A 17,780-nucleotide genomic window follows, 5' to 3' on the forward strand; every position below is an offset into this window, starting at 1 on the left:
CTACGGGGCTCCCTTGCCCGCGCGAATCTGGGCGAGCGCATCGTTGAGGTAGGCGGTGTAGTCCGTGCCGTTGTAGGTGAACGTCCCTCCACCCGGCGAGTTGAAGAAGCCCGCCTTCTGGGCCTGCTGCAGGAGCTCCGCCTGCTGCTCCGGGTTGAGCTGGCTCCAGGACTTGCCTTCCTTGATGCCCTTCTCGAACTCGTAGCCGTCACCGACGTTCTGCGCCCACAGCGCCTCGCTCATGTAGTCCGTGCCGCCGTTCTGGTGCTGCCAGACGTGCGCGGACTCGTGCACCAGCAGGTCCGGCGTCAGCGGCAGGTCCTCCTTGGGAATGTAGATGGTGTTGCCATGCGTGAAGGCGCGGCCACTCGTGCTGAAGAGGCCCGAGTTGCCCTCCTTGATGCGCATGGATGAGTAATCGATGCTGTCGCCATACACGGAGCGCAGCGTGTTGATTTCGTCACCGGTGAGCTTGCGGCCCGGCGGCTCCACGCCAATCAGCGTCTGGATGGCGCTGAGCGCGCGGCCTCCCATCATCAGGAACGCGTCGACGGGCGTCTGGACGAACGTCTTCACCAGGCCCAGGCCCATCTGTTTGAAGCCTTCTCCGAACTTCCCTTGGAAGAGCTTGCCGATGCCCCCGAAGAAGGTGCCGATGCCCTCGCCGACGTTGCGGAACGCACCTACCACGGTGTTGAGCGCGCCGGTGGCCAGGCCGCGCACGCCGTCGAACAGGCGCACGCCCACCCACTTCGCCGCGTTGCCCACCGCCTTCGCGGCGGTCCCCACCGCATTGCCCACGGCCTTCGCGGCAGTGCCCACCGCGTTGCCCACGGCCTTCGCCGCGTCGACCACGGCGCCGCCCACGGCCTTCGCCGCGCCGACCACGGCACCACCCACGGCCTTCGCCGCGTTGCCAATGGCCTTGAAGGGGTTCCAGAACTCGACCTCCTTCGCCTTGCCGTCGACGTAGATGGTGCCCTTGTCGTTCTCCGCGCGAATCTCCGCCACCTGCGCGGACGTCAGCTTCTCGCCGGAGAGGACGCGGCGGAACAACTCGCCTTCGTCACCCGCCGAGTCCTTGGAGTTGAGCTTCGTGTCGAGGTGGTGCCCCGCCTCCTCCACGTACGTGGACGCGGCCAACGAGGGGTCCAGGTCCTGGTTGATGTAGACGGTGCCGGACTCGGCGTCATACGCGCCGTTCGCTCCGGTCAACTGGTCCGCAGGCACCTGCTTCACCGGGGGCAGCCAGGAGAAGTCTCCGGCCTGCGCCTTCTGCCGGTACTGCTCGGCCTGCACGGCGTTGTAGCCGTCGCCGAACACGGTGCGCATGGTGTCGTGGAACTTCTCCTTGTCCGAAGCCAGCGCGCCGAACTCGCGCCGGAACTCCGACTGGATGTCGGGCTTCGGGCGGCTGAACTCACTCACCGTCGAGAAGCCGGCCCTGCGCGCCGTCGCCTCTCCCGAAGTCCGTGGTGAGACTTCCGCCTTCTTCCCCGCCGGCTCCCTGCCAGACTCATCGGGCCTGCGAGGTACCTGCGTCGGTATCCGAGACTGAATCTTCATTGCTGCTCCCCCTTTTTCGAAACTCTCCCAGTTTACCGTGAGTGCGGGCTCCCGCGTCCAGTGGGGCTCCGGCGCCCGATTGTTTCGAGGAAGACAGCGAGGCCATCGAGGAGCCGGGGCAGGCCGAACTCGAAGAGGGTGTCGACGTTGAAGACGAGGTCCTTCTCCTCCGAGATGCGGGAGAGCATGGGGAAGCGCCCCGCCTGGATGACGCGGGACATCGGCTCCTCCTGGGAGACCAGCCACTCCTCGTTGGTGAGGCCCGTCTCGGCCTCGGCCTCGCTCTCGGCCTCCAACTCGATGGCGACGCCCCGCACGAAGCTCACCGCCGTGAGACACACGTGGAGCATCGTGCTCGCATCGAGCCCGAGGCCATCCACCGCGCTCAGTGCCCACTCGGTGTGGGCCATGCCGGCCGGAATGAGCTGGGGCCGCGACAGGGAGAGCACGCGCGCCAGCCACGGGTGACGCCGATACAGCGTCCACTGCAGCCGCAGCATCACCTCCAGCCGAGCCCTCCAGCCGGCCGGTGGCACGCGGGGAAGCTCCAGTTCGCGCATCACCGCGTCCGCCATCAGCAGGACGAGGTCGTCCTTGCCGGGCACGTGGCGGTACAGCGACATGGGAGGAACCCCCATGCGCGTGGCGATGCTGCGCATGGACAGCGCCGCGAGCCCCTGGGAATCCGCAATCGCCACCGCGGCGCGGACGATGCGCTCGCGCGAGAGGTCCTCGTCGGACTCGACGGATGGGCGGCGCCGCGAAGACGGAGATGCGGGCGAGATGCCGGCAACGGCCGGAGCCACCACCGTGCCGACGCGGGGTAGCGCCTGCGTGAGCCCTTCGCGCCCCAGTGCGTCCAGCGCCTTGGCGGCCGTCGCCAGCGCGACGCCCCACTCCTTCGCCACCTGCCGCGTCGAGGGCACCCGGTCTCCCGCGCGCAGCTCTCCCGTGGCGATGCGGCGGCGGAGCTCGGTGACGATTCGTACGTAGGGCGGTTCTCCGGACCGGCGCATCGAGGCCTCCTTCGTGGACATCTGTACTAGTACAGCGTCACTCCTGGCGACAGCACCCCAGGAGCCACGGTCCGGCTGTCCTAGCACAGACGCATCCGAGTTGCAGGAGCGCTTCGGAGCGCCGTAGCTTGTCCCGAGTGCTGCGTACACCGTACGCAGCACAAGCGTACGGCGTACCCGACCAGGAGAGCCCCATGAAGACACGCGACATCCTCATCTCCGGCGCGAGCATCGCCGGGCCCACGCTGGCGTACTGGCTGCACCAGCACGGCTTCCGCCCCACCGTGGTGGAGCGCGCGCCGAGCCTGCGAGGCGGAGGTCAGGCCATCGACGTCCGGGGCGCCGCGCGCACTGTCGCCGAGCGGATGGGCCTCCTCACGGAGATTCGTGGGGCGCACACCCGGATGCGGGGCATGTCCTTCGTGGACGGCGAGGGCCACACGCTGATGTCCACCACCGAGGAGACGCTCACCGGCGGGGCCACGAATAGCGACGACGTGGAGCTGATGCGGGACGACCTCGCGAACATCCTCCACCGCGCGACGTGCGACGACGTGGAGTACCGCTTCGGCGACTCCGTCACCTCGCTCACCGAGGACGGCGAAGGCATCCACGTCACCTTCGAGCGGGGCACGCCGCGGACCTTCGACCTGGTGGTGGGCGCGGACGGACTGCACTCCCGGGTGCGCACGCTCGTGTTCGGAGAGGAGGCACGGTTCATCCGGCATCTCGGCACGTACCTCTCGGTGTTCAGCGCCCCCAACCACCTGAACCTGGACCACTGGCAGGTGTTCCATCAGGAGGAGGGGAGGATGGCCGGCATGTTCAGCGCCCGGAACAACACCGAGGCGCGCGTCATCCTCGGCTTCCAGTCACCGCCCCTGGAGTACGACCGGCGCGATACCCATCGGCAGAAGCAGCTCGTGGCGGACGCGTTCGCCGGCATGGGCTGGGAGGTCCCCCGGCTGCTGAAGACGATGTGGGACGCGCCCGACTTCTACTTCGACTCCATGAGCCAGCTTCACATGGACCGCTGGTGGAGCGGCCGGACGGTGCTCGTCGGCGACGCGGGCTACTGCGGCTCGCCCATGGCGGGACAGGGGACGGGCATGGCCCTGGTGGGCGCGTACGTGCTGGCCGGAGAGCTGAAGGCCGCGGGCGGCGACCTCACCACCGCGCTGCCGGCCTACGAGCAGCGGCTGCGCGGCTTCGTCCAGAAGAACCAGTCGCTCGCGCATCCGGACATGAAGGGCCCGCCTCCCCCCGAGGCGATGCGGGAGGCGGCCACCGCCATCTCCCTCGTGGACTACCGGAGCTGACGCCGCCGCTACTGCCGCCAGGAGGTGGGCACGTTCTTCTCGGCGGCGTGCCGCTCCAGGTCCGCGAGCTGCCCCTGGGCCAGCTTCAGCTCCACCTCCACCTCCCAGCGCCGCTTCGTGGCCGCGCCTCCGGCGGCCTCGTCCGCCAGCAGCTTCTTCTTCTCCTCCTCCAGCGCGGTGACGCGGGCCCGCGCCCGGCTGAACTGGGAGCGCCACTCGTCGGCCTCCTGCCGCGAGCGGTCCGCCTCCGCGCGCCGCTGCCACAGGGACTGCTGCCACATCTGGATGCCGCCCTTGTTGCGCTTCCACTCCTCGCGCGAGGCGTGGAAGTCCTTCATCGGGACGTCGAAGTGCTCGGCGTCCTCGGCCGCGCCCTCCATTCGGAGCGACGCGTTGCCCGCCCCGGTGAGCGTGCAGTCCTCCACCGGCAGCCGCACCGCGCCCACGTATACGCCCTGGGTGAGCCCCTTCGTCGCGAACCAGCGCAGGCGCCGCGAATCCTCCTCGGCGGACATGGTGTCGCGCACCGGCCGCCAGTAATCGATGTCCAGGGTGAGCGAGCACGTCTTCCCCTCGGACTCCATCTCCACCCGGTGCACCACGCGGCGCGGGAGCGTGTCGAAGCGCTCGATGAGCAGCGCCACCAGCCCCAGTTCCCCCACGTGGCGGACCGACAGGAGCAGCGGCTCCTCCGTCTGCTGCTGGTAGCGCTGGATTTCACGCTGCTCGTCGCGAGCCACCCGCGCCAGCAATTCCTCCCAGCGCGCCGTCGCCTCCTGGGTGGTGGGAACGTTGATGAGCTTGCGAGCGTAGGGAATGGGCAGCGCCAGCCCCATGCCGTCCGCGTCGTTGACCTTCATGGAGACGACGCCCACCACCTCGCCACGCCCGTTGAGCAGCGGCCCGCCGCTGTTGCCCGGATTCACCGAGGCGTTGAACTGCACGTAGCCGGTGCCCAGGTACTCCCGGCCCACGTAGCCCACCTTCCCCTCGTGGACGGTGAAGTCCATCCCCTTGGGACTGCCAATGAAGACGAGCCTGTCGCCCGGCTGGAGGAGCGTCACGTCGCCCAGCTTCAGCGGCGTCCCCTTCGCTCCCACCACGCTCACGGTGGCGAGGTCCAGGTCCGCGTCGGACTTCACCGTCTCACCGAGGAGCTGCCGCCCGTCCGGCAGCACCACGTCCATCACCTTTCCAATCGGGCAGACGACGTGCTCGTTGGTCAGCACCAGCTCCGTGTCCACGAAGAAGCCGGAGCCCGTCTTGCCGCCGCAGCGCAGGCTCACCGTGCTCGGCGACGCGAGCTTCGCGATGTCCTGCGTGGAGAGCGCTCCCTCTTCAGGTGCTGGCCCCGCCGGCTGCGCGGGGCCGCCCGGGTCCCAGCCGGAGACCTCGAGCGCCGCCTGCCGCAGCGCGGGAGAGCGCGTTACCCAGACGCCGAACGCGGCACTGCCCAGCACCAGCACGCCGAGCGCCACCACGAGCCCCACCCGCGACGAGCGCCGGGGCGCCGTGGCCTCGGGCAGCTCCGAGGGCTGGAGGTACGCATCCGCGCCGTGCTTCGCGAGCACGTCCAGCAGCTTCCGCGCGAAGGCGCTGGAGACGCCGCGAGCCACGCGGTCGCCCGGAATCGCCAGCACCGTGCGGGCCTGCGAGAAGGAAGGCGCCGGAGGGCCGAGCAGCGCCAGGGCGCGCGAGAGACTGAAGCGCTGGCGCTCGTCGCGCACCGCGTCCTTCAACACCACGTCCATCAGGAGGCTGGCCCCACAGACGCAGCGCGCACGCTCACCCGTGTCCGGCGCACCGCACCGGAGACACCGCTCATCGACTGAAACCGACATCTTCGCCATGTCCCCACTGCCCGCCTGCTTCGCGCCCGGCCAACAGGGCCAGCAGCCCCTTCGAGAGGGCTCGCCGCTCCGACGCGTCAGGTGTGCCCGCGAGCATACCCTGCCGACGTGGAGGCTCGCCCCGCGTCACTTCAGACCACGCGGCCAGTCCACCAGCAGCCACCCCTCTTCACCTGGCGGCTCGCGCCAGACCAGCCCCTCTCGCCGGTGGGTGGGTCCAGTGGTCAGTGTGCCTGCGGACATCCACTTGGATTTCGAGGGCAGGGTGACGCAGGCGGGAAGCCGGTACCCCATGGCGAGCTGTTGTTGCAACTACGGGACGCTCAACCCGTCAGCCACCGAAGCGGCCCGCAAGCAATGGAAGGCCTGGCCCCAAGGACCTGCATCAGGACCTGTTCGGGCTCTATAACCAGTGCTACGCGGGGACTCCCCTGTGGAACAGCGCGGGACCCAGGCTCCCATATGTCAAGTAGACCCGTCCCCATGGCACCGTTGCTTGAGGAGGTGTCTCGGCTCCATTTCCCGAACCCGCCCGCGACGCACGAACAGATTGCGGCATTCGAGCAGCGCGTGGGATGGCGGTTGGACCCTGACCTGCGCGCCTTCTACCTTCACTGTGATGGCGCCGACTTCTTTGACCGATTGGACTTCGAGTTCCGCTTCTATCCGTTGGCGCAGATTCACCGGGCCCGCGTGGTCATGCGCAAGAGCGACACCGACGCGGCGGGCCCTGCATCCTGGTATGCGCTCGGGGAGGTGCAGGACAGCAACTTCATTCTCCTCGACGTCAGCCGGCAGCACGAGGGCCGATACCCCATCCGGGATGGCTACAACGAGGCGTTCCCGCACCCGGAATACTGCGAAGAGATTTCCGGCTCCTTCTCTGCGTTTCTCGCGGGCGCTCTCCGCTCCAACGGGCGGTGGTTCTGGCTCAAGGAATGAGCGGCGCCGCGCTCGATGCGTCAACAGGCGGCGCCACCGGGGCGCACGCGTTCGCGTAGCGCGCGGCCAGCTTCGCGTCACGGCGGCGGTGTGCACGGTGACGCGGGCCATCTCTAATCGGTTGGCAGCGCCGCGGCCCGCGCTGTCACCGCGATGGAGGCCGCGTCCGCGACGCCGCCCAATGCGCACCCACCGACTTCAAAGCCCCGGCCCGATGTCCGGGCCGCACCACTCGGCTAGCACCGACTGCGCCCGCGCAGCGCCCCCTTCCTTCGGCTGGGGAACTGGCCCCGCACCACGGCACGGAGGGGTCAAGGTGCTGAGCGCCCGCCGATCTCCGGGAAGCGCTCATAGGCCCGCAGGAGCGCGTCCAGGTGGGCGGGGTTGTCGAGATCGAGCGGCGCATCGGTGAGCTGCACGACCCACCCGCCCGATGCCGTGCGCAGCGCTCGTGAGAGCAGGTCGGCGTCGCGGGCCGGGTCCGGGAACCCGATGGCCTTCGCGGAAGCGGCAGACCAGTAGTTCAGCCACCCAAGGTAAGCGGGAATCTCGGGCGAGCGGAGGTGATGGAAGAGCTTCAGTGCGGGCAGCCCCCGGCGTGGGGACGGCGGTCCTTGCAACGTGGGTGCTGTTTGATACGCGATGTCTAGCGCAGCGGCGTCTGGTGTTGCACGTCCCCAGAAGGCGCGTGCTCCCTCCGCCACGGCTTCAAGCACAGCCGCCGCTGCCGCGATAACCGCTGCATCTAGCGGCAACTTCGCATGGACTTCAAACAGGGGCTGACCGCCTGGGCTGAAGAGTCCCGAATTTTCCATTCCAGAAACCGTCACGGGGTAACTCTTGTCCCCGTTGCACACAATAGGGAATTCCCCGTCCTCAATGTTTTCCAAGAGCCATGCATCGCGTTGTGTCAATGGGATGGGGCGCCCGCTGTCTGAGAGCCGCCACTTCAGCCTCAAGCCGGGGAGCGCCTTTTCCATTCCATGGATGACGTCAACCGTGCGGCCGTCTTTGCTCACGAGCGCAGGCGCGTAGGTGATAAGGTGGAGGGTTGTTTGCTGAGTCATCGTGTGCATCCCGTGACGACGATCTTGAGGAACGGATCCTCTTGCAGCAGAGCGGCTTTGTGCGCTTGGGTGCTCACCCCGACGACGAAGTCATATCCACAGGCCACGGCGATGGCTCGCTCCTTTCTGAGTTGCTTGACTTCCTTCTTGATCTCCATTTCCTGGACGAAGGCACTGTACTTATCAAATTGATGGGTCTTGATCTCCCACAGCACGCGCACGCCGACTTGCAGCGCATCAAAGCGTATTCCTGCCACGCTCACGTCCCTGCCGGGATGACGGTTGGGCGGAAACTTGTCGGCGCACTCGTTATGCGGATCATCTTTGGATGCGCGCGGCACTGGGATGGCCTCGCACTCCGGGCGGCGATCGCGCTCCAATGGCTCGGTAGACACCGGAGGAAACAAGTCCTGCCCTGATGGCTCGGGATTGGGCTTGCGGTGCGTCAAACGATCCTGCTCATTGGATGGCCGCGTTTGAGTCTCGGTCTTGGCTCGCTCACGAGATGCCCTCCGGTATGCATCCAACTCCTCTTTGATGGCGACTGCCACCACCACCACGCCAACAACAATCACGGCCCCAATGACTATCTCGGGTGCCACCAGAATGCAGACACCCAATCCAATAGCAGCGGCCCCCGCAGAGGCGACAGAGCATCTTCCCGTGACATCGTGAAACTCGATCCGATCATGATCGAGCGCGTGATAGCACCGCTCCACAAGCACGGCCCATTCGTTGGATGCCTCCCGCACCACGCATCGCCCCCCATCCGCCCACGGCAGCGTCGCCGCTCTCTGGAGGTTGGCGACCCTCGGGTTCCGGGCCGCTGGGCCTTTCGGGCTCGGCGCCGACGTAGCGCAGGCTGAGAGAAAGAGCAGAAGTGCGGCGCAGGCGCGGCGTCGCATGGTCACGTCCTTACAAATGGGGTTCCGCCCGCCACGCTCGACAGCGAGGGTGCTCGGACCGCGCCCAAGTCTCGCAGCGCGGCCCCCTGGGGAGCCAGAACCGAGTGCATCCAGTCCGAGCCGCCGCAGCTCAGCGGTGCACCTTTCCACCCCAGATGAACGCCCCTCCGACGAGCGGCACGCTGTAGGCCGCGACGTGCCCCGCCGGCATCAGGTGCGCGATGAGCAGCTCGTTCTCCCACCCACCGGTGCGCCCCTTCATCCAGTCCGGATCGAGGATGTGCCCCGCGCCGATCGCGATTGCCCGGCAGTTGCGTTGCGACCTGCCTTCACATGCACACCAGGTCGGTGCAGGTGCCCGAAGGCGACCGTAAGCCCGGGGGCACCCCACTCGTCGGCGGTCTTCGCGGTATCACGCCTTCGGGTTGGTAGGTGATCGAGCTGAACGCCTTCGGCTGGCGCAGCTTGAAGTCGTCCTTCACGATCGCGCGGATGGTTGTCTCGTCGTACTCGGCGCGGGTGTCGTGCTCGGAGAGGATCAGATCCTCGTCGATGCCGTAGATGAATTGGCGCCAGTCGGCACAGAACGTGATTCGCGTCACCGGGACGCGCGTCGTCATCACGAAGGGGAAGCCGCGAATCGTCCCCTTGTCGAGCATCTCCTGACGGAAGATGAAGATGCCCGAATCCTTGAGCTGCATCAGCGCGGTCGCGCGGGTCGGGTGAATGACCCACGCCGCAGCGCCCATGCGAACGTGCGCGGTCAGCCGCAGCTCGACCGCCTTGTCGATGTCGGCGAGGTAGGCCGACGCGGTCGTGCCCGTGTTGGCGAACGTGTGCGCGCCGTCGAGCTGAGCGAAGAGCCCCTTCGGCTGCGCGCCCGTACCGTCGCCGTTGAAGCCCGCGTCGTCGAGACCATCGGCCACGGTCGCGCGGATGTCCTCACCGACGCCCGCGTCACCGACGCCCGGCGTGCGCAGCAGGTCGTTGCTGATGTCGGTTAGGACCATCCCCTTGTGCACCTTGAGCACGAGCTTCCCGTACTTCGGCGCGCTCCTCGGGACGGTCTCCCCCTCACCAACCCACTTGAAGACCGAAGTCCCCATCTACGTGCCCATGTGCAACTCGCCCTTGAACGGCTGGGTTCGCACGCCGAGCTTGAGCAGCGCGGCGTCGGGCCGCAGGAAGTCGATCACTTCGCCGCTCTGCTGGATCGGTACGAGCACGCCCGCGCTGTCGAACTTGCTGAGCTGAACCGCCTTCTGCACGTCGGCATTGCCGAAGCGCTTCGCGGCGTCGATCAGCTTGGCCGCGCCCGTGCGGCGACCCAAGGCGATGACGCTCTTCGTGAACGCGCCGAAGTTCGCGACGCTCGCGTAGACGCTGCCCTCGCGCGTCGTCCTGTCTGTACCCACGCGGCCGGGGGCGCTTCGGGCCGCAGCGTTGATCAGCTCACGCGCGACCTCGGGGCCGAGCGCCTTCACCATTTCCGCGACCTGCTCGCGAGTCATTCCTTGTCACCCCCTCGGATGTAGCCCTTGAACGCCTCGACGAAGCCCTTCGCGGTTTCGGCGGCGTCGAGACCCTTCGCCTCGTCGTCCTCGTCGTCTGCCTTTGGCGCATCGGCAGGCGACGGCTCGCCCGTTTCGGGCTTGCTCTCGTTCGCGGGCGCGGGCTCGTCGCCACTGTTTGGCTTTGCGCCCTGCTCGTCGGCCGCGTCAGACTTGTCGTTCTCGTCGTCGTCGGCCTTCGGCTCGCGCGTCGAGCAGCTCGACGACCCGCTTCGCGATGCGCTCGACGATGTCTTCACCCGCACCGTCGAGCGACTTCGCGCGCACAGCTCGCGCGTTCGCCGGGATCGTCACGATCGAAACTTCGAGCAGCTCTTGAGCGTCACAGTCAAAGCCGCCCCGCTCGCTCTGCCGGTAATGGCCCGGGAGCATCAGGTAGCGGACTGAGACAGCGTTGAGGATGCCCTTCGCGACCTTGCGCGCGAAGTCGTCTTCGTCGTCAAACTCGACATCGATCATCAGCGCGTCGCCTTCGACGTAGACGCGCCCCTTGCCGATGGGAAGCGGCGGCTCAGCTCCCGTGAGTGCAGCCTGCGCGCCGTCGGTGAGACGAGCGCCTCCCAAGTCGTGGCGCTCTACAGTCGCCGTTTCTGCACCGAGGAGAGTTTCCGGGACATCAAGGACTTGCGCTTCGGCTTGGGTTTGTCGGCCGTGAGCATCACCGAGCCGGAGCGACGCGACCGATTGCTGCTGGTATGTGCGCTGGCACTCTCGCTGCTGACGTTGCTGGGAGCTGCCGGGGAGCAACTGGGCATGGAGCGCTACCTCAAAGCCAACACCGTCAAGAGCCGCACCTGCTCTCTGTTCCGCCAAGGCTGCTTCTACTATCAAGCCCTGCCCATGATGCCCGAGGCCCAGTTGCGACCGCTGATGGAACTCTTCGGCCAACTCGTTCGCGAACAGCCCGTTTTCCGCGAAGCCTTCGGTGTCATATGTGGGGATGCTTCAGGTCCCGCACGGCAGGAGTTGCCAGCGTCACCAGCAATGCCTGCCTCACGCCCCCCACGGTCCGCCTCCCTCGGACACTCCCTCGCCTGCCGCATGGCACGGGCCCTGCTCATGGCCGGCGCCAGCAGGTGAACCATCCTGCTGGGGACCACCATCGACCCGTGCAGCTCAATGCTGAAGATGCTCAGCAGCAGCGGCACGTACGTCACCATTCCTCGTGGGACGACGCGCGTGTACGTGTCCGACAACCGCTTCCGCTGGCTGTGTGGGAGCACGACCGGGTCCACGACGTACGTCGACGTGTATCACTCGACGACGTCGCGCCAGATGACCTGGTACTGCAAGGCGTGAGAGACGTCCCCTGAAGGGCGGCTTCGTCCTTCAGGGGACCTTCTCATGCTTCAGGGCCGCCGGAGACGCGCGGCCCCGGAGCTACCGGCCTGCTCGAGCCCGTCCCTGCGTGGCCGGCTTCGGCGACTGTCCCGACGCGACGGCGGAGGCCACGCCGAAGACGACGTCATCGTTGTCGTCGTAGAAGCCGAAGGTGCAGCTCGACGCCGGGCTGCTGGCCTCCACGAACTGGGCGCGGATGGCGTGCTGCCCGGCACCACTGCCCACGGTGAAGGTGTGGCTGAACGTCTTCGCGCCGGCACCCGTGCACGTCAGGCCCGTGGCGAGCGAGGTCCAGATGGGGAGGCCCGGCGTCGTCGTGTAGTAGAGGTTCAGCCGGTCCGTCGCGTCGTAGCACCACACCGTCACGTCCACCTTCACCTGCTTGCCCGGGGTAATCGGGCCGCCGTCCACGCTCTTCAGCACCACCCGGTCGATGCTCTCGTCGAGGTGGTAGAAGCCGATGGGACCATCCGGGCAGCCGTCGAGCGCGTTGGGCGTGTTGGGCTCGGCCGCGAGGAACTGGCTGCCACGGCTGTTGACCAGCGTGCCCGTGTCGCACCCGCACCCGGTGCCACAGGCCGGCGTCCCGAGCGAGGCGTCATAGGAAGCCATCGCCACCGTGCAGCTCCCGCCGCCCGTCTGGGTGGTGAAGCGGAAGGCGCCGCTGTAGTTGCCCGCGCCGCAGTCGCTCACCGCGCGCGCCCGCCAGAAGTACTGCGTGTTGGCGGCCAGCGCCGGAGACACCGTCCACGTGCTGGTGCCCAGCCCCGTGGCCGAGCGCGCCACGTTGGTGAAGGCGCTGTCGGTGGCCACCTGCACCTCGTAGGAGGTGGCGCCCGTCACGTCGCTCCAGTCGAGCACCGCCGAGAGCGCGACACCCGTCGCCGCGTCCGCGGGGCTCGCCAGCGTGGGCGCCGCCGGAGGCTGGCACGACGTCTCCGTGGTGTTGAAGCTGAACGCGGTGCTGTACGCGCCGTTGGCGCAGTTGTTCACCGCGCGGACGCGCCAGTAGTACCGCGTGCCGTTGGCGAGCGCGGGCGTCACGGTCCACGTGCTCGCGCTCAGCGCCGAGGCGGAGCGCACCACGGTGGCGAAGCTGGCGTCGGTGGCCACCTGCACCTCGTAGGAGGTGGCTCCCGCCACGTCGGCCCAGTCGAGCACCGGCGCAATCGCCACGTCCGCTGCCGTGTCGGCGGGAGAGGTGAGCGTGGCCACGCCCGGCGGAGTGCAGGGGCCTCCCGGCGTCGCGCAGACACACGCGGCGGCGCGGCCGAAGCAGGCGCTGGTGCTGGCGGGCACCACCGAGTAGCAGTAGCGCCTGTCATTGGCGACCTCGGTGTCCGTGTAGCTGGTGCCGTTGACGGTGGCCACCTTGGCCTTGCCGAAGTCGCAGCCGGCGTAGCCCTCCGTCTTCATCACCCAGTACTCGCTGGCGTTGGGCACCGCGTTCCAGCTCAGCGCCACCTGGCCATCGCTGCCGGTGGCCGTGGCGGTGGGCGCGGTGGCCGGGCCGCTCGCGCAGCCCGCGTTGGCGGGAGCGGGCGTGGAGCAGGCGATGCCGTGACGGTTGAAGGCGGCGTGGATGGCCGTCATGTGCGGCGTGCCGTCGTTCAGGTTGCCGTTGTCGTCATCCGCGGCCAGCCACTGCATGTAGCCGTGGCTCGCGCCGCAGCCGTCCGACGTGCCCGCGGTGCAGTTGCAGGCGTGCCACGCGCCGATGTTGCCGCTGCCCTGGTAGAAGAGCTTGTTGCCGAGGATGAAGGCGGTGTTGGAGTCGTAGTTGAACGGCGCGGCCTGCAAGTCACGCGCGACGAGGTCCCACGCGGCCTGACGGGCGGGCGCGGCGGCGCAGTGCACCTGCCGGCCGCAGGGGCCCGTGCTGGAGCTGCACTTGGGGCACACGAAGTTCTGCGGCGTGGCCGGCGTCTGGTTGGCGTGCGCCAGGTAGTCCGCGTCGCGCACACCCGAGCACTTGCTGTTGCACCAGGCCGCGCCCGTCTGCGCCTCGTTCTGGTTGTAGCCGGTGCCGTCCGGCGTCTTGCCGCAGCCCCTGTCGCTGGTGTGGAAGAAGCCGTAGCCCACGCACGAGGCCTGCAGGCGGTAGATGGACGCGATGTCCGCGTAGCCCTCGCTGGAGTTGCTGAGAGCGCCGCCGGAGTCGAAGTCATCCATGCCGTGGCCCCACTCGTGGTCGAACACGGCGGCAATCTCGCCCGTGTTCCGGCACCCGCCGCCGCTCCGGTAGAAGTTGATGGTGGAGCCGTTCCAGAAGGCGTTGCAGGTGCTGTTGATGTTGACGTTGGCGGTGAGCTGTCCCTTCAGCCACGTGTTGTTGGGGAGCCAGCCGCGCGCCAGCTCGGCGATGCGGTTGACCTCGTAGAAGGCCGAGCGCGAGGCCGGCGTGTTGCCTGCTCCGCCGCCACCGGTGGTGCAGTCGTGCTGGCCGTTGGTGCCGCCCATCTGCACGTTGCCGGTGGTGGAGCTGGCGCTGACGGCGCCGCAGGTGTCGCTGACGCGCACGTACTTGCCGTTGAGCGTGGTGGTGACAGTGCCGGAGCTGTAGGCGAAGACGCCGGCGCCGTCCGTGTAGTTGTTGGGTGAAGCGAGCCCCGTGTTGGCCCACGGCATGGGCGTGTCCACCTGCATGGTTCCGCACGCCTCGTTCGCGGTGCAGATTTCCGTGCTGGTCAGCGGGTAGATGCCGCCCTTCACGGTGGCGTCCAGGTAGTGGTTGTCGTCCTCCAGCGCCAGCACCTCGCCCGTCTCCGCGTCCACCGTCACCTTCCAGCGCTCCTGCTCCCCCGGATTCTGGAAGCCGTACGTCCACACGAGCTGGTGCCGGTAGCCTTCACCGAAGCCCTTCGCGTCGGCCTGGGCCAGGGGCGCCACTTCCAGCGTCGGCTGCATCCAGAGCTGCGAGGGAGACTCCAGGAGGCCGAAGCGCTCGCCGCCCGCCGTGAGTGCCTGCTGCCCGTCGAGCGTGGGCCGCGTGGACACGGTGGCGTTGCTCCACGCCTCGGTGCCCAGCAGCACGAGGTTGCCGTGGTTGATGGTGGCCACGAGGCGACCATGGCGGACGGGGATGCCGTCCACCTGCTGGGGAATCAGCACCTGCCACAGCACGTCCGTGACTTGCGTCACGCGGGGCTCGCCGAGCTGGAGCATGTCCACCCCGAGCGCGGCCTGGTTGTCGCTGATGAACTTGAAGAGCAGGTCCGCGACGGCGGCCTCGTCCACCTGCCCCACGGAGCGCCCCAACTGCTGCTGCACCGAGGTGAGGCTGACCTTGTTGCCCACGCCCGTGCCGGGGATGAGCGGAATCGAGCCCTGGATGGCGGACGGCGTCCCCGTCAACGGGTCCATGTACACGTGGAAGTCACGGCCGTTGCGCGCGAAGAAGTCGTCCCACGCGCTCGGCCCCACGCCCTTCAGCTTCGAGCGGGCCTCTTCCAGCGGCATGTTGGAGATGGGGAGATACAGCTCGGGCTTGAAGAAGGCCTGACTCGCCAGCGTGCTCTGCTGGGACGGCTGGAAGGCCCACCCCACTGCGCTGAGACACAACGCGAGACAGGCGGCCCACTTCCACACATGGCGCATACGCTCCCCCCATGGAGTCCGAAGGACTCGGGTTGTTGGCGCCCCTCACCCGGGGCGCGTTCCCAGTCGAACCCGCCGTGCGTTCCGGGCGAAACGTTCATTTCAGGATTTGTTTTGTTTCAAAGTATTACGCCTTTCACGGGTCTACCGGCTGTTCATCAGTGAGCAGTTCCCCGGAAGCAGGGCGTGCTGCCGGACATCGCGGTGCGCGTGGGTGACGCGCGAGATGCGGGCCGATTCGCGCATCACACGTCCCCTCTCGGGTGCTCCATGGGTTTGAGGGACGCGGAAGACCAATCCCGGTCACCGCGGCCCCGCATCAACCCCACACAACAGGAGCCCCATCCATGAACCGGAACGAGCCGCAGATCTCCTTCGAGCTGAAGGACACCCAGCTGAAGTCCATCGAGGAGTCGCGCGAGTCGTCCAGCGGCAAGCTGAACATCAAGACGGCCGTCCGCGCGGGCCTCGCCACCGGGTTCGACTGCATCTACTTCGCGCGCAACGCCCCGTTCGCGCCCGAGCACCTGTAACCCGAACCCGTGAAGCGCAGACAGGGAGGATGTGTCGATGAACGTCGTTGCTGAAATCACCCTGGAATCGCTCCGGCAGCACGAAGTCGGGCCGCTGGAGCGCTATGGCGAATGCCTCAGGAACACCTTCGAGGCGCATCCTCCCCCCTTCAGCGCCGCCTGGTACGGCGACCAGTTCCGGGAGATGGCGCGGAATCGTGAGTGGTTCGCCAACATCATCGTGGGCAATGCGTCCACGGAAGGCTGGGGCTCGGGGAAGCTCTGGTACCTGGCCGGCAAGACGCCGGATGAAGCCGTCTCGGCGCTCATCCAGCAGCACGCGATGGACGAGGCGCGGCACTCGCGGATGTATCAAAGCATGGTGGAGCGCATCTTCCCCGGCACCGTGACGGAGGCGCTCCGGACCGAGTTCAAGACGCTCGCGCCCATCTACCGGTTCGGCGACAAACCGGAGCGGCTGCCGCCGTACACCGGCCAGGACATCCTGGACAACCTGCTCCAGATGAACGTGGCGGAAATCCGCACGCTGGTGAACCAGCTCATCGCCCGCCCGGTGCTGATGACGTACTGCCCGGAGGAAGCGCGGGAGCGGCTCGCGCGGATGCTCGACAGGCTGATGTGGGACGAGTCGCGGCACGTGGGCTACACGGCCCGGCTCATCGACGACGCCCTGGCCACCCGCGACGGCGACTTCATCCGCGACATCGCCCCCACCCGAATCATCCAGCTCAACGAGCTGACGCTGGACGAGGTGGGCCGCGCGAAGGCGAATCCGCAGACGGCGTTCGCCTGAGACTCACGCTTCAGGCTTCACGTAGGGGGGAATCACCATGAGCTGTCCTGCCATCAGCCCTCGCATCCGCGAGCTTCGACGCAGCATCGAGGCAGGTGATACCGCCGCCGTGGAGGCCTTCTGGCACCGGCTCACCCGCGAGGGTACGCCGCTGCTGGAGGAGGTGGAGGGGGACCGGGAGCACGTCCTCCTCACCCTCGTCTGGAGGGCCGAGCGGCCAGTGCGCAACGTGGTGGTGGTGCCGGGTCTGGAGTGCATCTGGAACCCGGACTCCAACCAACTGGAGCGCGTGCCCGGGACGGACCTGTGGCACCGCACGTGGAAGGTGCGGCGTGACCTGCACACGACGTACTGCTTCTCCCCCGACGAGCCGCTCCGGCCCCTGCATGAGATGGGGCCCGAGGAGGAGGCGGCGTACCTCCAGGAGCGGATGAAGGCCTGGCGCACCGACACGCTCAACCCGCGCCACTTCTCCCCCAATCCCGCGCTGCCGCCCATGTCCGTCATCGAGCTGCCGGACGCGCCGGGCCGCCACTGGGCGGCGCGGCGTCCGGACGTCCCGGAAGGGCGGCTGGAGCAGGGCCTGTTCCGGCACGCCGGCTCCGGCCGCGAGCGCACCTTCTGGCTGTACCGCCCCCTGGGCGAGGCCACGCCGGAGGACGCGGCGCTGCTGGTGCTCTGCGACGGCGAGGGCCACCTGGAGCTCGGTGTGATGGACGTGCTCGACAACCTCGTCGCCGACGGGCGCGTCCCACCGCTCGTCTGTCTCCTGCTCCACCACCCGGACCGCGAAGCGGAGCTGACGTGCAACGACAGCTTCGTGGACGAGCTGGCCACGGAGCTGCTGCCGCGCGTGCGCGGTGAGCTGCGCTTGTCCACCCGGCCCGAGCGGACGGTGGTGGGCGGCTGGAGCTACGGAGGGCTCGCGGCGGCGTTCGCCGGCCTGCGCCACCCGGAGGTCTTCGGCAACGTGCTGTCGCAGTCCGGCTCGTTCTGGTGGGCGCCGGAGGACGCGGAGGAGAACGAGTGGCTCACCTCCCGCTTCGCCGCCATGCCCCGGAAGGACGTCCGCTTCTACCTCAACGTCGGGCTGCTGGAGCGCGGCCCCTCCCCGGGCAACAGCCCGAGCCAGCTCGTCGCCAACCGCCACCTGCGCGACGTGCTGCGGGCCCGGGGCTACGACGTCACCTATCGCGAGCTCAACGGTGGCCACGACTACATCGGCTGGCCCGGAGGCCTCGCTGAAGGGCTGATGTCGCTGATCGGCCGGGAGGTGTGAC

The 17,780-nt window shown here is 68.1% G+C and carries 15 protein-coding genes and 2 pseudogenes; 7 read left to right on the plus strand and 10 right to left on the minus strand.

The window, feature by feature from the left end; genetic code table 11:
- A complete protein-coding gene (locus ACVTJA_RS43350) occupies nt 1-1,566 on the minus strand; it encodes an eCIS core domain-containing protein (protein ID WP_465829529.1) in 1,566 nt (521 codons plus the stop codon).
- 32 nt (nt 1,567-1,598) lie between these two features.
- Nucleotides 1,599-2,582, minus strand: coding sequence for a TetR/AcrR family transcriptional regulator C-terminal domain-containing protein (locus ACVTJA_RS43355; protein ID WP_465829531.1), 984 nt, complete (start codon nt 2,580-2,582; stop codon nt 1,599-1,601).
- 194 nt (nt 2,583-2,776) lie between these two features.
- Between ACVTJA_RS43355 and ACVTJA_RS43360 the strand changes: the two genes are divergently transcribed.
- Entirely contained in the window at nt 2,777-3,901 is a 1,125-nt protein-coding gene (locus tag ACVTJA_RS43360) for an FAD-dependent monooxygenase (RefSeq protein ID WP_465829533.1), read from the plus strand.
- Nucleotides 3,902-3,909: 8 nt separating this feature from the next.
- Here ACVTJA_RS43360 and ACVTJA_RS43365 read toward each other — a convergent pair whose 3' ends face one another.
- Nucleotides 3,910-5,751 (minus strand): S1C family serine protease, encoded by a 1,842-nt coding sequence (locus ACVTJA_RS43365; RefSeq protein WP_465829535.1) that lies wholly within the window; start codon nt 5,749-5,751, stop codon nt 3,910-3,912.
- Between the two features lie 483 nt (nt 5,752-6,234).
- Between ACVTJA_RS43365 and ACVTJA_RS43370 the strand changes: the two genes are divergently transcribed.
- The gene (locus ACVTJA_RS43370) at nt 6,235-6,693 is read left to right on the plus strand and encodes an SMI1/KNR4 family protein (RefSeq protein WP_465829536.1); all 459 of its coding nucleotides are present in this window, start codon (nt 6,235-6,237) and stop codon (nt 6,691-6,693) included.
- 311 nt (nt 6,694-7,004) lie between these two features.
- Here ACVTJA_RS43370 and ACVTJA_RS43375 read toward each other — a convergent pair whose 3' ends face one another.
- From ACVTJA_RS43375 to ACVTJA_RS43400, 6 genes and pseudogenes are all read right to left on the minus strand, one after another.
- A complete protein-coding gene (locus tag ACVTJA_RS43375) occupies nt 7,005-7,760 on the minus strand; it encodes a DUF5953 family protein (protein ID WP_465829537.1) in 756 nt (251 codons plus the stop codon).
- A complete protein-coding gene (locus ACVTJA_RS43380) occupies nt 7,757-8,665 on the minus strand; it encodes a DUF6310 domain-containing protein (RefSeq protein ID WP_465829538.1) in 909 nt (302 codons plus the stop codon). Before ACVTJA_RS43380 ends, ACVTJA_RS43375 begins: the two co-directional genes overlap by 4 nt.
- A gap of 130 nt (nt 8,666-8,795) precedes the next feature.
- Nucleotides 8,796-8,927 carry a hypothetical protein gene (locus ACVTJA_RS43385; RefSeq protein ID WP_465829539.1) on the minus strand — a complete coding sequence of 44 codons (132 nt, stop codon included), beginning with the start codon at nt 8,925-8,927 and terminating at the stop codon, nt 8,796-8,798.
- Between the two features lie 166 nt (nt 8,928-9,093).
- Nucleotides 9,094-10,176, minus strand: a pseudogene (locus tag ACVTJA_RS43390) (phage major capsid protein); the annotation flags it as partial.
- Nucleotides 10,173-10,475, minus strand: a complete 303-nt coding sequence (locus tag ACVTJA_RS43395) for a hypothetical protein (RefSeq protein WP_465829541.1) — start codon at nt 10,473-10,475, stop codon at nt 10,173-10,175. The pseudogene ACVTJA_RS43390 and the gene ACVTJA_RS43395, both read right to left, overlap by 4 nt.
- Entirely contained in the window at nt 10,384-10,800 is a 417-nt protein-coding gene (locus ACVTJA_RS43400; protein WP_465829542.1) for an HK97 family phage prohead protease, read from the minus strand. Before ACVTJA_RS43400 ends, ACVTJA_RS43395 begins: the two co-directional genes overlap by 92 nt.
- Between ACVTJA_RS43400 and ACVTJA_RS43405 the strand changes: the two are divergent.
- Nucleotides 10,780-11,169 (plus strand): annotated as a pseudogene (locus tag ACVTJA_RS43405) (IS4 family transposase); the annotation flags it as partial. The gene ACVTJA_RS43400 and the pseudogene ACVTJA_RS43405 sit on opposite strands and share 21 nt — an antisense overlap.
- 186 nt (nt 11,170-11,355) lie before the next feature.
- A complete protein-coding gene (locus ACVTJA_RS43410) occupies nt 11,356-11,535 on the plus strand; it encodes a hypothetical protein (protein ID WP_465829543.1) in 180 nt (59 codons plus the stop codon).
- Between the two features lie 81 nt (nt 11,536-11,616).
- Here the strand turns inward: ACVTJA_RS43410 and ACVTJA_RS43415 are convergent, their stop codons facing one another.
- Nucleotides 11,617-15,174, minus strand: coding sequence for an endopeptidase (locus ACVTJA_RS43415; protein WP_465829545.1), 3,558 nt, complete (start codon nt 15,172-15,174; stop codon nt 11,617-11,619).
- 347 nt (nt 15,175-15,521) lie between these two features.
- On the opposite strand from ACVTJA_RS43415, the gene ACVTJA_RS43420 reads away from it, so the two are divergent.
- From ACVTJA_RS43420 to fes, 3 genes are read left to right on the plus strand one after another with little or no spacing between them, the layout of a single operon-like run.
- Nucleotides 15,522-15,707: a hypothetical protein gene (locus ACVTJA_RS43420; RefSeq protein WP_465829547.1), complete on the plus strand. Its 186-nt coding sequence runs from the start codon at nt 15,522-15,524 to the stop codon at nt 15,705-15,707.
- Between the two features lie 37 nt (nt 15,708-15,744).
- A complete protein-coding gene (locus ACVTJA_RS43425; protein ID WP_465829548.1) occupies nt 15,745-16,500 on the plus strand; it encodes a ferritin-like domain-containing protein in 756 nt (251 codons plus the stop codon).
- A gap of 37 nt (nt 16,501-16,537) precedes the next feature.
- The gene (gene fes / locus ACVTJA_RS43430; RefSeq protein WP_465829550.1) at nt 16,538-17,779 is read left to right on the plus strand and encodes an enterochelin esterase; all 1,242 of its coding nucleotides are present in this window, start codon (nt 16,538-16,540) and stop codon (nt 17,777-17,779) included.
- Nucleotide 17,780 lies beyond the last annotated feature (1 nt).

The sequence above is a fragment of the Pyxidicoccus sp. M6 genome, from assembly GCF_055568925.1.